General features: G+C 63.9%; 12 protein-coding genes. All 12 read right to left on the bottom strand.

The window, feature by feature from the left end; genetic code table 11:
* Positions 1–112: 112 nt before the first annotated feature.
* Positions 113–1,942: a HAMP domain-containing sensor histidine kinase gene (locus NR187_RS17415; RefSeq protein WP_256807121.1), complete on the bottom strand. Its 1,830-nt coding sequence runs from the start codon at positions 1,940–1,942 to the stop codon at positions 113–115.
* Positions 1,943–3,077: 1,135 nt separating this feature from the next.
* Positions 3,078–4,622 carry a GMC family oxidoreductase gene (locus NR187_RS17410; RefSeq protein ID WP_256807120.1) on the bottom strand — a complete coding sequence of 515 codons (1,545 nt, stop codon included), beginning with the start codon at positions 4,620–4,622 and terminating at the stop codon, positions 3,078–3,080.
* A 153-nt stretch (positions 4,623–4,775) separates the two neighbouring features.
* The gene (gene parC, locus NR187_RS17405; protein ID WP_256807119.1) at positions 4,776–7,034 is read right to left on the bottom strand and encodes a DNA topoisomerase IV subunit A; all 2,259 of its coding nucleotides are present in this window, start codon (positions 7,032–7,034) and stop codon (positions 4,776–4,778) included.
* A 61-nt stretch (positions 7,035–7,095) separates the two neighbouring features.
* Positions 7,096–7,380 (bottom strand): hypothetical protein, encoded by a 285-nt coding sequence (locus tag NR187_RS17400; RefSeq protein WP_211385909.1) that lies wholly within the window; start codon positions 7,378–7,380, stop codon positions 7,096–7,098.
* A 101-nt stretch (positions 7,381–7,481) separates the two neighbouring features.
* On the bottom strand, positions 7,482–8,234 hold the full coding sequence (gene recO, locus NR187_RS17395; RefSeq protein ID WP_211385908.1) for a DNA repair protein RecO: 753 nt from the start codon (positions 8,232–8,234) through the stop codon (positions 7,482–7,484).
* 149 nt (positions 8,235–8,383) lie between these two features.
* Positions 8,384–8,764: a hypothetical protein gene (locus NR187_RS17390; RefSeq protein ID WP_256807118.1), complete on the bottom strand. Its 381-nt coding sequence runs from the start codon at positions 8,762–8,764 to the stop codon at positions 8,384–8,386.
* 21 nt (positions 8,765–8,785) lie between these two features.
* Positions 8,786–9,712 (bottom strand): GTPase Era, encoded by a 927-nt coding sequence (gene era, locus NR187_RS17385; RefSeq protein WP_256807117.1) that lies wholly within the window; start codon positions 9,710–9,712, stop codon positions 8,786–8,788.
* Positions 9,702–10,538, bottom strand: a complete 837-nt coding sequence (rnc, locus tag NR187_RS17380; RefSeq protein WP_211385905.1) for a ribonuclease III — start codon at positions 10,536–10,538, stop codon at positions 9,702–9,704. Before rnc ends, era begins: the two co-directional genes overlap by 11 nt.
* Entirely contained in the window at positions 10,535–11,299 is a 765-nt protein-coding gene (gene lepB / locus NR187_RS17375) for a signal peptidase I (RefSeq protein WP_211385904.1), read from the bottom strand. Before lepB ends, rnc begins: the two co-directional genes overlap by 4 nt.
* Positions 11,300–11,547: 248 nt before the next feature.
* Positions 11,548–11,967, bottom strand: coding sequence for a holo-ACP synthase (acpS, locus tag NR187_RS17370; RefSeq protein ID WP_211385903.1), 420 nt, complete (start codon positions 11,965–11,967; stop codon positions 11,548–11,550).
* A complete protein-coding gene (locus tag NR187_RS17365) occupies positions 11,964–12,716 on the bottom strand; it encodes a pyridoxine 5'-phosphate synthase (RefSeq protein ID WP_211385902.1) in 753 nt (250 codons plus the stop codon). Before NR187_RS17365 ends, acpS begins: the two co-directional genes overlap by 4 nt.
* Before the next feature lie 111 nt (positions 12,717–12,827).
* On the bottom strand, positions 12,828–15,113 hold the full coding sequence (locus tag NR187_RS17360) for a bifunctional (p)ppGpp synthetase/guanosine-3',5'-bis(diphosphate) 3'-pyrophosphohydrolase (RefSeq protein ID WP_211385901.1): 2,286 nt from the start codon (positions 15,111–15,113) through the stop codon (positions 12,828–12,830).
* Between the last annotated feature and the right edge of the window lie 67 nt (positions 15,114–15,180).

Here is a 15,180-nt window from a genome sequence, read left to right as displayed (position 1 = left end):
ACATGGGTCGAAGACGGCGGCCGTCGTCCCTTGAGTGGGACGACTTCTGCTCTACCTCTCGCTCGAGACAGGTCGCTGCGGTGTGACAACCAACTCGATGGACCATTAGCGGTCATTCAGGTGCCGTGGCGCGAGTCAGCCTGACGTGAAAGATGGCGCCACCGGTCGGCTTGTTCTCCGCCCACAACTCCCCGCCATGCGCTTCTACAATGGTTCGGGCAATGGACAGGCCCATGCCCATGCCCCGGGGCTTGGTCGTAAAAAACGGCTCAAACACGTTCTTGAGCTTCTCAGTGGGAATGCCGGGACCTACATCTGATACGGAGAGTTCCGCAAAATTGCGGTCACGTTTGGCCGAAATCGCAATTGCGCGTTCAGCAATCGGCATATCAGACATCGCATCCATCGCGTTCGTGATCAAGTTCAAGACGACTTGCTGGAGTTGAATCGGGTCGGCTTTGATGGGCAGCGGCAGCGGATCAATGTGGTTGGTGAGATTGACATTCCGAGCAACAGCCAATGCAGAGAGAAAGTGCACGGTGTCGCGGACAACATCATTTAAATCGATCTGCTTAAGTTCAAATGGCGCTTTCCTAAGCAAACTGCGCAATCGCGCGATGACCTCGCTTGCGCGTTGATCGTCCCGGCGAATATCCGCAAGGATATCTGCGATTTCGTTAAGGTTGGGCGCGCCGGATTTAACAATGATTTCCGCGGTCTCGGTGTTGGTCAATATCGCACCAAGCGGTTGGTTCAGTTCATGCGCAATAGTCGCAGTAAGCTCACCCGCCGTCGAATATCGATTGATATGCGCGAGTTCCGCCGCGCGCTGCTGCGCCTGCACTTCGGCACGCGAACGACGCAGCCGCTCCCTCAGCAAATTAGAAATCAGCACGCCCTGAAGCAAAATGACCGTGGCAATTAAAGCAATTTGCCAACGGTATTGCTCCCACGCGGTCGGACCGCGAAAATCGACTTCACTTCCTTGAGGAAGGCGACCCTCGGCTATCCCCCAACGTTTCATTTCGCGCCAGTCGAATTTCGGAGCTGCAAATGGAAGAGCGGGGATCCTGATTTCGCCTGCCTTTTCACCTCCAAGGATGCGAACCGAGACAGCGGCCGTGGTGCGGCTTGTGTCGCGTATTGCGTTGAACGGCCCCCCAACAACGCCTTGCCCGATAAGTGGCTCGGTATAACCAAAGATGGGTGCATTAGCGACAGCACGTAAACTCTTAAAAGGTTCGTCGCCGTCGTGCACAACACCTGCCGCATCGACATTCATCCCTTCCCAAATGATCGCAGAGTGCGGCGGAAGACGGGAAGCTTCTTTCAATATGTCTGCAAAGGACAAATTGTCCCATATTGTTAGCTCTACGCGGCCCGCTAAAGGTGCCGCTTCCTTTTTGATGAGGTTTGACCAAAACTGCTCGTTGGGTGAAGTGCCGTTGACGACCGCGATATGTCGGGTGTCGGGTAATACCTTTAGGATGTTCGCGATCACCGCCTTGTAGTCGATCTGAATAGGTATGACCGCATCGTCCTGCGTAAGGTCGGAATATCGGATGCGACGCTCCTCGAGAGTGGTCAGGACCATCGGAGTAGAAGCAAATAGCTGGCCGCGGTTTCGTTGCACAAACGCCGCCGCAGGAGCGCCGACACTTATGATCACAGCGGGAGGGTGTTGGGCGAACAGAGCAGCGAGATAGTCGGCGAACGGCTTCTCCGAACTGTTGGTATCGTAGCGAGCCGAGACCACCGATTGGTCTGTAATCGTCAGCGGCCATGGCGATTGACGGTTCAGCTCTTGACGAATGCCTTGAGCATAGTCACTCCAAGGCCTCATCTCGGCGCCGAACGAATGCAACAACAAGACGTGTTTGTTGTCGTCGGCCAAGACGCCGGGACCAGCGGCCATCGCCAGCAGCAAAAGTGCAGAAATCAAAGCCCGTGAAATGCAAGGCATATAGAAAAACAGCCGGCTTAAGGTCGACAGCTAGGCTTGCAAATGTTGCCACCGAACACAAGGCCGATGGGCAAGAGTCGCTCGGTTCGGGTAGGGTCAGTCTCGTCGGCTTGCCCCCGATGTGATGACTTCCGGTCTGACCGAATGAAGCGACCTCGTCAGATCGGACCTGCATGTCTCGAACGGGCCAGAACGCCCGCTTCGGGGCATGAGCCGTCGGTGATGACTTAAGCGGGGGCGACCTTCGCTTTGCCGTCAGTAGCCGCCATTTCTGAGTACGCGCTCGCAACGCAGACGTTCGTCACCTAGGTCTCGCCGTCGACCATTGTCCGTCTGGCAAAACACCGGGACATTTGGATCACTTCTCCTGTCAATCTCCATCTGCGAAAATATTCCATTTTACCGAATTTCGGAACTATCGTACAAACGAGCCACCCTGGCCCGAGACAAGGGGCGGATCGCGATCGTCACGAACCGCGGGCCGGGCAGCGATGGACGCGACGGCGTCGGGCGCGATCGGCGTTACAGGGCGGCTTCGGCCGTGAGTAATCGCCTTCGCGCGTACGACACGACGCTGACAAGCGTCTTGGCATGGCTTCGACGGCGAGCACACGCCAGCCTTCGAAGTCCCAGCGAAGACGTGCGCGGACGGAGAAGTCGTGTGGTCCTGACGCCCGGGGTCTGTGCGTCAAGCCTTGCGGTGACGTGGCGGCCCGACCGGGCACGTGCATCAGCCATCCGCAAGCGCGACGGGGGCATAGTGCATCGCTCCCCGGGGAGAGCACGAAGGACACCGTTAAAACCATTTCGCGCAGGGAAGGCCGGGCGATCCGGCGAGACCTGTGGTCCACCCCGTGTGCATTTCTATGGCGCACGGACCTGCGGGTGCCAGCCGGCGCCCGACCTTCCCTGCGCCCTTTCCTTGAAGATGGCGCGAAACTGACCGTAAACCTCGGGCACAACATGCCGCGAGAAAGCGACGGCGTGTCTGCTGCTTGACATGTGAATTGGAGAGCGATGCCTCGGCGCTTGCTCCGTCATTGCGAGCATCATGCCATCATCCTTAGGGCGCGCCTCAGGATGATGGTAACGAGTGGGTTTTGGCGCAGTAGCTCTACCGCATCATCATCCGCGCGATCGCCTCGCCGATCACCACCGTCGTGAAGTGGGTGTTGGCGCGGCAATCCGACGGCATGATCGAGGCGTCGGCGACACGCAGGCCGGAGATTCCCTTCACGGTGCCATCCGGGTTGACCACGCCGTCGGCGTCGTTGACGCCGCTCATCCGACAGCTGCCGGCGGCATGCTGGATGTCGCCGGTCTCGCGGCGCAGCAGCGCGTCGAGCTCGTGGTCCGGCAACGCTGCAGCCTGCGGCAATGTCAGTTCGGTGTCGGTGAGCCGGATCCAGTCGGCGATGCCTGAAAGCGCCGGCTGGGAGGTGATCACGGCCAGGCGCTTCACTGCATCCATCATGCGCAGCATGTCGCGGGGATCGGCCAGCATGTTTTCCTCGACAACAGGATCGATCGTCGGATCGGCCGAGGCCAATTTAAGCGTTCCACGCGAATATGCATTGAACAGACCCGCGCCGATCGCTCCGGGCACGCCGATGCCGCGGTGATTGAAGGCGATCAGGATCATGTCGCGCTTGCCGCCGTCGGCGAGGCCCGACGAATAGGTCACGCAGCAATTGGTGTGGCGGGTGTCGGGATCGGTGGGCCGCAGATTTTCGTGGAGTTGGATCGTGGCGCGAAACAGCGGATGGTCGAAGAAATGGCGGCCGACCGGCAGGTCGCGCTCGACCGCGATCCCCATCGCCTTCAACTCGTCGGCCGGTCCAATGCCCGAGCGCAGCAGGATAGCGGGGCTGTGGATGGCACCGGCGCACAGCACGATCTGGCGCGCGCTGATCTCGCTCGTGCCCTGGCCCTCGACGTGAACACGAAGGCCGGTCGCCCGGCCGTCGCTGATCAGCACGCGATCGACCAGCGCGCGCCCGCGGATCTCCAGATTGGCGCGCCCGCGCGCGGGCTCCAGATACCCCTCATTGGTCGTGATGCGGCGGCTGTCTCGGCTGTTGATGGGATAGCACGCCACCCCCTCGCCATCAGGACCGTTGAGGTCGTCGCACCAGGGATAGCCGCTCGCCAGTGCGGCATCGCGCAAGCCCCGATCGATCGGGCCCCACTTCTCAGGCGGCGCGCGGTAAACTGGCAGCGGGCCGCCGCGGCCATGGCCGGCAGCGTCGCCGAACTCAAAATCGTCCTCGATCACCGAGAATAGCGGCATCACTTCCCTGGCCGACCAGCCGGTGCAGCCATTGGCAGCCCATTCGTCGAACGCGTCGGCGACGCCGCGGATCGCGATCTGGCCGTTCATCATCGACGAGCCGCCGAGACCCTTGCCGCGCCAGTAGAAGCGCGGCTCCTGCCCGGCCACGCGGCGCGTCAGAAGATCAGGCCACTGCCACTTCTCCTGGTATTCGCGCTTGTGGATGATCGGGATCGGATTCGGCGTCCTGACCTCCCAGGGCGCCTCGTCGGCACGCCAGTCAAGGCCCGCTTCGAGCAGCAGGACACGCCTTGCGGAATCTTCCGAGAGCCGCGCCGCAACAGCGGCGCCGGCGGAGCCGCCGCCGACAACAATGACATCGTACATCGCGTTACTTCTCGACGTTCCAGAAAACCGGGATGGCGGACGGTATCAGACCGCGCAAGGTGGCGGAATGCAAATTGGAGAGCGACGCTCTCTCCTCGCGTCATTGCGTTGTGGAGGCAGTTGCACGCTGCTTCCACAACGTCACGGCCGCCCCTACCCGATCACCCGGCCGAACTTGTTCGACTTCGGGAATCCCTTGGGCGGCAAGCGGCCGGCGTCGGCGCGGGTGCCTTGCCACTCGGCCAGCTCCTTCATGGTCGCCGAGAATTCGCGGCCCGCGGAGTCCTTCCAGGTCAGGCCAGCCTTGGCCTCGAACACGGCAACGTCCGACAGGCCGCCGTCCTTGTACTTCTGCAGGCGGACGCCGCGGCCGCGGGCCATCTCCGGCACCTGGTCGAGGGGGAAGACCAGCATCTTGCGATTCTCGCCGATGACCGCGACGGTGTCGCCGAGCACCTCGGTGACCGTGCGCGCCTCGTTCGGCATGTCCACGTTGAGGACCTGCTTGCCCTTCTTGGTGGTGCCGACGCAATCGTCCTCGTTGACGACGAAGCCCTGGCCCTCGTGGCTCGCGACCAGGAATTTGCGGCCGCCCTTGTTGACGAACAGCGCGACGGGCGCCGCCTCCTGCTCCATGTCGATGAACAGGCGGATCGGCTCACCGTGACCGCGTCCGCCCGGCATCTTCGCGACGTCGAGCGAGTAGAACTTGCCGTTGGTGGCGAACAGCAGCAGCTTCGAGGTGGTCTCGGCGAAGAAGGCAAAGCCGAGCTTGTCGTCCTGCTTGAAGGCAAGGCCCGAGAGATCCTCGACATGGCCCTTCATGGTGCGGATCCAGCCCTTGTCGGAGACGACGACCGTCACCGGCTCGCGCTCGACGAAGGCCTCCTCGATCGCGGCGAGATCGTGCTCGGGCGCGTCCGCGAAGGTGGTCCGGCGCTTGCCGAGCGGCGTCTTCGGCCCGAACATGTCGCGGACCTTGCCGACCTGCTCGCTGACCTTCTTCCACTGCTCGGGCTCGGACGCCAGGATTGCGTTGATGCCCTTCAGCTCGTTGCGGAGGTTCTTGTCCTCGGTGCGGATCTCCATCTCTTCCAGCTTGCGCAAGCTACGCAGCCGCATGTTGAGGATGGCTTCGGCCTGCACGTCGGTGAGCTTGAACGCCTTGATCAGCGCCGGCTTCGGCTCGTCCACGGTGCGGATGATCCTGATCACCTCGTCGAGGTTCAGATAGGCGATCAGAAGGCCGCCGAGAACTTCCAGCCGGTGCTCGATCTGCGCCTTGCGATAATTGGTGCGGCGGATCAGCACGTCGCGCAGATGGTCGAGCCATTCACGCAGGCACTCCGCGAGTCCCACCACCTTGGGCACGCGGCCCTTCAGCAGCACGTTGAGGTTCAGCGGAATCTTGTTTTCGAGCTCGGTCAACCGGAACAACGATTCCATCATCAGGGCAGGATCGACGTTCTTCGACTTCGGCTCGATCACGAGACGGACGTCTTCGGCCGACTCGTCCCTGACATCGCCGACCAGCGGCAGCTTCTTCTGGTCCAGCAACTCGGCGATCTTCTCGACCAGGCGCGACTTCTGCACCAGAAAGGGGATCTCGGTGACGACGACGACCCAGGTGCTGCGGGCGCCCTCCTCCTGCTCCCATCTGGCGCGGACTCGGAACGAGCCGCGGCCGGTGGTGTAGGCTTCGGCGATCGCCTGCTTGGAATCGACGATGATGCCGCCGGTCGGGAAATCCGGACCCTTGACCCACTTCAACAACGCCCTGGATTTGGCGTCGGGCTTCTCGATCAGATGCAGTGCGGCGTCACAGAGCTCGGCGGCGTTGTGCGGCGGGATCGAGGTCGCCATGCCGACCGCGATGCCCTGCGCACCGTTGGCGAGCAGGTTCGGGAAGCCGCCCGGCAGAACCACCGGCTCCTTGGACTGGCCATCGTAATTGGGACGGAACTCGACACCGTCCTCGTCGATGCCGTCGAGCAGAAGCCGCGCGACATCGGTCATGCGCGCTTCGGTGTAGCGGTAGGCGGCGGGATTATCGCCGTCGATATTGCCGAAATTGCCCTGGCCGTCGACCAGCGGATAGCGCGAGGAGAAATCCTGCGCGAGGCGCACCATGGCGTCGTAGATCGCCTGGTCGCCATGCGGATGGAACGAGCCCATCACGTCGCCGACGATCTTGGCGGACTTCTTGAAGGCCGTGCCGGGGTCGAGCCTGAGCAGACGCATGCCGTAGAGGATGCGCCGGTGCACCGGCTTGAGGCCGTCGCGCGCGTCGGGCAGCGCGCGGTGCATGATGGTGGACAGCGCGTAAGCAAGATAGCGCTCTTCCAGCGCCTCACGCAGCGGCACATCGTGAATTTCGGCCGGGTCTTCCGGCGGAATCAATCGTTTTCCCATGCCGCCCGGTTAAACCGTGGAAGCGAATCGGGCAAGGATCGATTGGTTCCCGGTGGGCGGCCTACTGGCCGGCCCAGCCGGCGGTGAAAGTCTGGGTGGGTTGCGCGTTTTTGGCCTGCGTGGTGGCCGGGGCATTGGTCACGCAACGCCGGGCGGTCTCGATCTCGGCCTCGGTTGCCCCCTTGGATCGCGCCCATGCCTCTGCTGCTGCAGCGGAATATTTGGCCACATAGAATCTGACGACGGTGCAGGAGGCGCGACGAAACACGCCCGGCTGCTCGCCAGCGAGCGCTTCCGGCGCCAGCGCGACAAGCGCTGCCGATACGATAAGTCCCTTGATCAGCATCAGGTTATCCCCGGGTTGGAACCCCAAAAGGCAAGTCAGGGAAACCCGATTTCGTTCCACGGCGGGCTGGCCTATTGCGACAATGCAGAACTGCGACAGGCTCATGGCGCCGGAATGGCCGCCTTCGCCTGCTGCCGCGTCAGCGCGTTGATGAAGCCGGCCCGGGCGTCGGAATGGCCTTGCCCGCGCGGCTCCAGCACGTGGCGCAGCAGGAACAGGCCGGTCAGTCGAAAGCCGTCCTGGAGATCCTCGTCAGTGAGGTCACTCTGCATCTCGCCCTGGCGCAGGAACGGCGGCAGCCGCAACAGCCGGTCGCGCCATGGCTCGCCGGCGCCGCGCGACACCGCGCCGCCGGATTTGGGCGAGACGTAGATCAGGTCCGTGGTCTCCCCGGTCACCGCACAGTTCTCCAGCGCCAGCCCGAAGCCGAGCTCGGCGAGCATCGCCAGCTCGAAATGGATCACGTGGACGGCCGCGCTGCCGATGTCGTCGAAATCGTCGAGCGAATGTTCGAGCAGCGCAAATATCTCCCCGTGCGGATCGCGCTCCGGGAGCAGCCGCGCGATCGAGGCCAGATGAGTGATGCCGTAGACGCCGTGGGACGATCCCAGCAGCGCCGCCGCGCGCAGCTTGAGGCCCTCGATGGCATAGGTCCCGAGATGCTCGTCGAGCCGCGCCCGCCACACCACGCTGACGCTGTTGCCGGGCTGCAGCAGCGGCCGCATCCGCGAGCCGGCGCCACCGCGGACGAGACCGAGATGCCGGCCATGCGCGCGGGTCAGCAGCTCGACGATGGCGCTGGACTCGCCATGCCGCCGCACGCCCAGCACGATGCCTTCGTCGGTCCATTCCATGGGGTGGATTCTACCGCATTTCACGCGTCCGTAGGGTGGGCAAAGCGAAGCGTGCCCACCAATTTTGATCCGAACGGCGCGCTGGCAGTTGCGGTGGGCACGGCGCGCGAGTGCGCGCTTTTGCCCATCCTAAGGCACCGCGCGGACGCTCACGCGTTGAACCAGCCCTGCGCGTCGCCGCGGAACGAGAAATACAGGCCCATCGCCGTCAGCACGCAGGAAACGATCTCGATGGCGCTGTCGAGCTCCATGCCCTTCTCGCCGATGATCTGGCCGAGCGAGATCACCGACAGCACGAGCGCTGCCGCCAGCACCCAGCGCGGCCAGTTCTTGCGCCAGCGCGCGGCCAGCCAGACGAAATAGACCAGCAGCAGGATCATGCCCCCGGCGAGCAGCGTCGACGTCATGATCATCTGCTCGGACATCTCGGCATTGGGCGTGCGGTCCTGCACCGCCACCGACAAGGCATCCAGCATCAACGATGCATAGAGCAACGCTTCGAAGCGCCGGACGTTGCTGGGCACGCTCATCGGATACCGATCTTTTCTTGGTTATTCTCTGGGAAATTCCAGGCCCATCTCTCGGTAGCGATCGGGATCGTCGCCCCAGTTCTCGCGGACCTTGACGAACAGGAACAGATGCACCGGCACGCCCAGGATCTCGCCGATCTCCTTGCGCGAGTCCGCGCCGATCGACTTGATGGTGGCGCCGCCCGCGCCGAGCACGATCTTGCGCTGGCTCTCGCGCTCGACGAAGATCGTCTGCTCGATGCGCACCGATTTGTCCTTGCGCTCCTCCCACTTGTCGGTCTCGACGGTGGATTGGTAGGGCAATTCCTGGTGCAGCTTGCGATAGATCTTTTCGCGCGTGATCTCGGCCGCAAGCTGCCGCATCGGCGCGTCCGACATCTGGTCCTCGGGGTAGAGGAACGGGCCCGGCGGCACCATCTCGGCGAGCGTATGCCTGAGATCGTCGACGCCGTCGCCCGAGATCGCCGCAATCATGAAGGTTTTCACGAACGGCATGCGCTCGTTGGCGGCCTGCGCCAGCGCCAGCAGCTTTTCGCGCTGGACCAGGTCGACCTTGTTGATGACCAGGATCTTCTCGTGCTTGACGCTCGCCGCCTTGGTGAGGATCGCCTCGGCCTCCTCGTCGATGCCGGCCTTGGCATCCAGCAGCACGCAGACGAGGTCGGCGTCATGGGCCCCGCTCCAGGCGGTCGAGACCATGGCGCGGTCGAGCCGGCGCTTGGGCAGGAAGATGCCGGGCGTGTCGACCAGGATGATCTGCGCGTTGTTCTCGATCACGATGCCGCGGATCAGCGCGCGCGTGGTCTGCACCTTGCGCGAGACGATCGTGACCTTGGCCCCGACAAGCGCGTTGACCAGCGTGGATTTGCCGACGTTCGGCGCGCCGATCAGCGCGACGAAGCCGCAGCGCGTCGCAGTGGGCGCCTCGCCGCTTGCTTCAACCGTCATTGCTGCCGCCGACGCCTTCGCGTTCGATCATCACCGAAGCTGCCACCTTCTCTGCCGCGCGCTTGCTGCCGCCGATGCCTTCAGCCGGAGCGAGACCCGGCAGGTCGACGGCGACGCGGAATTGCGGATCGTGATGCGGGCCGGTGCGCTCGACCTCGCGGTAGACCGGCGTCGGCAGCCCCTTGCCCTGCGCCCATTCCTGCAGCACGGTCTTGGGATCGCGCAAGGGACGGCGCGGCTTGTGCATGCGCTCGGTCCAGTTGCGCTTGACGAATTCGGACGCCGCCTCGTAGCCGCCATCGAGGAAGACGGCGCCGATCACGGCTTCGCAGATGTCGCCGAGCACGCTCTTGCGCAGGCGCGCATCGGCGCTGGGCCCGACCGAACCGAGCTTGACGTCGTCGAGCAGACCGAGCGACTTGGCAACGTCGGCGCAGCTTTCCTTGCGCACAAGTTCGGCAAGTCGCTTGGACAACTCGCCTTCGTCCGCGTTCGGGAAGGCGTGATAGAGCATGTCGGAGACGACCAGCCCGAGCACATGGTCGCCGAGAAATTCCAGCCGCTGGTAGCTGTCGCCGCGCTTTCGCCCGGACTTCAGGGCCGAGACATGCGTGATCGCCTGCATCAGGAGATTCGGATCGGCAAAGCTGTGGCCGATGCGCGCCTCAAGCGCCGCGTTCGCGTCCGTGGCCTTGGCCTTGCTGCTCCGCGCCCGCTTCTTCTTCGCGGGCATCTTGGTCGCAAGTGCCTTGGTCGCAGCTTCGCCGTCCGGGCCCGCTTGCGCCTCGGTCGGTTGGGTCGCGATGTCCTTGGCCTCGTCTTTCATCGGACGATTTTGAAGAAGCGGTTCCAGCGCACCGCCCACGGCCAGCGCCAGAACATCCAGGCATGCTCGCCTTCGGCGATGGAGAAGAAGATCATCTGGGCCCGCCCGATCAGATTCTCCTGCGGCACGTAGCCGACCTGGCCGAGGAAGCGGCTGTCGGTGGAGTTGTCGCGGTTGTCGCCCATCATGAAGAAGTGGCCGGTCGGCACGGTGTAGACGTTGGTGTTGTCCACATAGCCATTGTCGGCGCAGTCCAGCGTCTCATAGGACACGCCGTTCGGCAGCGTCTCCTTCCAGCGCTTCACCCGGGAGACGCCGCCGCCTTCGGCGCCGCAGGGATCCTCGCCGACAAACTCGCTCATGCGCTGCCGCTCGACCGGCGTGTCGTTGATGTAGAGCAGCCCGTCCCGCATCTGGATGCGGTCGCCGGGAAGCCCGATCACGCGCTTGATGTAGTCGGTGGAATCGTCCTTCGGCAGGCGAAACACGACGATGTCGCCGCGGTTCGGGTCCGAGCCCCAGATCCGCCCCGAGAACAGCGGCGGCGAGAACGGGATCGAGTAGTGGCTGTAGCCGTAGGAATATTTCGAGACGAACAGATAGTCGCCGACCAGCAGCGTCGCCTTCATCGAGCCGGATGGGATGTTGAAGGGCTGAAACAGGAAGGTGCGGATCACCAGCGCGATCAGGAGAGCGTGGATCACGACCCGGATCGTTTCGCCGACGCCGCTTTCAGTTTTTGTTCCCGAAGTCACGCTCATTGCTCTCTCAATTCCGGCCGGCGGTCATAGAGCGCCCTCCTCCCGCGAACAGCCCATCGGTTCGCGGCCCAAGGAGATTGTCCTGATTCTGATAATGAGGGCCAATTCCGGCGTAAAGCCGAATTCGCCCAGCCTGATTTGCGTCCGCGGACTTTTAGACGGTTGTCGGAGGCCACGCAATCGATGAACACATCAAAAGCGCGTAAGCGACTGATGTATAACGAGAATTATAAAATATTCAGAAACCGTCAGGGTTTGGCCTGCGGAACGGCCGAAATGACGACGAAAGCCTGGGCCAACGGCCAGTCGTCGGTGATCGACAGGTCGATCCGGGGCTCGAACCCCTCCGGCGTCAGGGCCTGGAGCCGGGCCAGCGCTCCGCCCGTCAATTGCATGGTCGGCCGTCCTCCCGGGAGGTTGACCACCCCCATGTCGCGCCACCACACGCCGCGCCTTATGCCGGTGCCGAGCGCCTTGGAGCAGGCCTCCTTGGCTGCGAAGCGCTTGGCGTAGGTCGCCACGACCATCTTCTCGTTCTTGGCGCGCCGCTCCGCCTTGGCCCGCTCGGCGGCGGTGAAGATGCGATCGAGGAAGCGCTCGCCATGGCGCTCCATCACCTTGGCGACGCGCGTGATATCGATGAGATCAGAACCGATGCCGATGATCATGCCCGGCTCCGGCCGCGGTCCATCGCCGCGCGCATGCTGCGCACCGTTTCGGCGAGACCGACGAACAACGCTTCGCCGATCATGTAGTAGCCGATGTTGAGCTCCATGATCTCCGGCAGTGCCGCGATGGTCTCCGCCGTCGCGTAGTCGAGCCCGTGCCCAGCGTGCACTTCCAGCCCGGCGGCCTTCGCCAGCTTCACGCCCGCCACGATCCGCTTCCACTCCACATCTGCCTTGTCGCTGTGGCCGTCGACCACGGCGTCGCACCAGGCGCCGGTGTGGATCTCGATCACGGGCGCGCGCAGCCGCGCCGCCATCTCGATCTGGGCGGGATCGGCGGCGATGAACAGCGAGACGCGGATGCCGGCATCGTTCAGCCGCGCGATATAGGGCGCCAGCGCATTGTGCTGGCCGACCACATCGAGCCCGCCTTCGGTCGTCACCTCCTGCCTGCGCTCCGGCACCAGGCACACGGCGTGCGGCTTGGTGGCGAGCGAGATGCGCATCATGTCGTCGGTCGCCGCCATCTCGAAATTGAGCGGCTTGGCGATCCCGGCCTTCAGCCGCGCCATGTCCTCGTCGCGGATGTGCCGGCGATCTTCGCGCAAATGGGCCGTGATGCCGTCGGCGCCGGCCTCGATCGCCAGCAGCGCCGCGCGCACCGGATCGGGATTGCGGCCGGCGCGCGCGTTGCGCAGGGTCGCGACATGGTCGACATTGACGCCGAGGCGGAGCGGAGGTGCAGGCATTTCAGGACTCACGACGGTGACATTTCTCAACTTGTCATGCGCGGGCTCGACCCGCGCATCCATCCTCTTCGAAGAGACGGGTTGCCGGGTCAAGCCCAGCAACGACGAGCCTCATCCATTAACACGTTCGACGCGGGCGACGACCGCCTTCGCACGCAGTTGGGCCAGGATCGCGCTCAAATGCTTGAGATCGTAGACTTCGAGATCGATCGTCGTCTCCGTGAAGTCCGGTGAGCGGCGCTGCATGCTGATGTTGTCGATGTTGCCGTCGTGCTCGGCGATCACGGTCGCGATCTGCGCCAGCGCGCCGGGCTCGTTGACGTTCTCGACCTTGATGCGGGCGGGGAAACGCTGCGGCGCGGAGTCCTCGATGTCCCAGCGCACGTCGAGCCAGCGCTCAGGCTCCTCCTCGAAATCCTTCAGGGCCGGCGCCTGGATCGGGTAGATGGTGATGCCCTCGCCCGGCGTCACGATGCCGACGATGCGGTCGCCGGGCACGGCGCCGCCGTTCGGCGCGAACTTCACCGGCAGGTCGGAATTGATGCCGCGGATCGGGATCGCGACCGGACTGCGGGGCGGCTCGGACGACTTTTCCTTGAGCTTGGCGGCGAGCCCCTTCTTGATGCCGTAGCGCGCGATGCGCTCTTCCTTGTAATCGGGATACATTGCGCGCGCGACGTGGGAGGCCTTGATCTCGCCGCGCCCCACGGCCGCCATGACGTCCTCGATCGAGGTCCGGGCGAGCCGCGGCAGCGCGCCCTTGAGCTTGTCGTCGGCGTATTCGATCTTGGCGCGCTCGAACAGGCGCTCGACGATGCGCCGGCCGAGGCCGACATATTGATCGCGCACGGCCGTGCGCGTGGCGCGGCGGATCGCGGCGCGCGCCTTGCCGGTGACCGCCAGCGTTTCCCAGGCCGACGGCGGCGCCGATTGCGCCTCCGAGGTCAGCACCTCGACCTCGTCGCCGTTCTGGAGCTCCGAGGACAGCGGTGCGAACTTGCCGTTGATCTTGCAGCCCACCGCGCTGTTGCCGACGTCGGTATGCACGGCATAGGCGAAGTCGATTACGTTGGCATGGCGCGGCAGCGCGATCAGCTTGCCCTTCGGGGTGAAGCAGAACACCTGGTCGTGGAACAGCTCGAGCTTGGTGTGCTCGAGGAATTCCTCGGGGTTCGCACTCTCGGAGAGAATGCCGATGGTGTGGCGCAGCCAGGCAAACGCATTGGACTCGCGCTTGAGGAATTCGGTCGGCGAGCCCACGCCTTCCTTGTAGAAGACATGCGCGGCGATGCCGCGCTCGGCGATCTGGTCCATCGCCTCGGTGCGGATCTGGAGCTCGACGCGCTGGTTGCCCGGACCGATCACCGTGGTGTGGATCGAACGATAGTCGTTCTGCTTCGGCGTCGAGATGTAGTCCTTGAAGCGTCCCGGCACGACCGGCCAGGTGGTGTGGACGATGCCGAGCGCGCGATAGCAGGCCTCGATGTCGTTGACGACGACGCGGAAGCCGAAGATGTCGGACAATTGCTCGAAGCCGACCGACTTGCGCTCCATCTTGGTCCAGATCGAGAATGGTTTCTTGCGGCGGCCATAGACCCGCGCCCCGAGGCCCCGGTGGCGCAGATTGTTGGAGAGCTGGTCCTCGATTTCCCCGATCAGGTTGCGGTTGCGCTCGGCGAGCGCGTCGAGCCGCTGCATCACCACCGAATAGGCTTCGGGATCGAGCGTGCGGAAGGACAGGTCCTCCAGCTCCTCGCGCATCTCCTGCATGCCCATGCGCCCCGCCAGCGGCGCATAGATGTCGAGCGTCTCCTCGGCGATGCGCCGTCGCGATTCCGTCGGTACGAAGTCCAGCGTGCGCATGTTGTGCAGGCGGTCGGCGAGCTTCACCAGAAGCACGCGGACGTCGTCGGCAATGGCCAGCAACAATTTGCGAAGATTCTCGGCCTGCTTGGCCTCCCGCGACACCAGCTCCAGCCGCTTCAGCTTGGTCAGGCCCTCGACCAGGGCGCCGATCTCGGGCCCGAAGATCTGGTCGATCTCGGCCCGCGTCGCTTCGGTGTCCTCGATCGTGTCGTGCAGCAGCGCAGCCACGATGGTGGCGTCGTCGAGCTTCAAGTCGGTGAGAATCGCCGCCACTTCGAGCGGGTGGGAGAAATACGGGTCGCCCGAGGCGCGCGTCTGCGAGCCATGCGCCTTCATGGCGTAGACATAGGCGCGGTTCAGCAGGTCTTCGTTGGTGTTGGGATTGTAGGACCTGACGCGCTCGACGAGGTCGTATTGACGCATCATGCGCGCGCGAGGCTTTGCCGGGCGCGCCACCGGCGCAGTCGGGGCCACGGCAACCGATTCGGTTGCGGCCTGCATCTGCGATGGTGTGCGGCGCCGATATACCATGCCGTCCTGCCTTCAAACGGGCCACGAGACCGCCCGTTGTATACATCTTAGCTCCGATCGCGCGCGT

This window comes from Bradyrhizobium sp. Bra64, from assembly GCF_024519875.1.
Lineage (GTDB): Bacteria > Pseudomonadota > Alphaproteobacteria > Rhizobiales > Xanthobacteraceae > Bradyrhizobium > Bradyrhizobium japonicum_G.
This window is presented reverse-complemented; position numbering and strand designations above follow the sequence as displayed.

Coding starts and splice junctions, on each gene's coding strand:
- NR187_RS17410 (WP_256807120.1), bottom strand. CDS start 4,622: ATGTACGATGTCATTGTTGTCGGCGGCGGCTCCGCCGGCGCCGCTGTT.
- parC (WP_256807119.1), bottom strand. CDS start 7,034: ATGGGAAAACGATTGATTCCGCCGGAAGACCCGGCCGAAATTCACGAT.
- NR187_RS17400 (WP_211385909.1), bottom strand. CDS start 7,380: ATGCTGATCAAGGGACTTATCGTATCGGCAGCGCTTGTCGCGCTGGCG.
- recO (WP_211385908.1), bottom strand. CDS start 8,234: ATGGAATGGACCGACGAAGGCATCGTGCTGGGCGTGCGGCGGCATGGC.
- NR187_RS17390 (WP_256807118.1), bottom strand. CDS start 8,764: ATGAGCGTGCCCAGCAACGTCCGGCGCTTCGAAGCGTTGCTCTATGCA.
- era (WP_256807117.1), bottom strand. CDS start 9,712: ATGACGGTTGAAGCAAGCGGCGAGGCGCCCACTGCGACGCGCTGCGGC.
- rnc (WP_211385905.1), bottom strand. CDS start 10,538: ATGAAAGACGAGGCCAAGGACATCGCGACCCAACCGACCGAGGCGCAA.
- lepB (WP_211385904.1), bottom strand. CDS start 11,299: ATGAGCGTGACTTCGGGAACAAAAACTGAAAGCGGCGTCGGCGAAACG.
- acpS (WP_211385903.1), bottom strand. CDS start 11,967: ATGATCATCGGCATCGGTTCTGATCTCATCGATATCACGCGCGTCGCC.
- NR187_RS17365 (WP_211385902.1), bottom strand. CDS start 12,716: ATGCCTGCACCTCCGCTCCGCCTCGGCGTCAATGTCGACCATGTCGCG.
- NR187_RS17360 (WP_211385901.1), bottom strand. CDS start 15,113: ATGGTATATCGGCGCCGCACACCATCGCAGATGCAGGCCGCAACCGAA.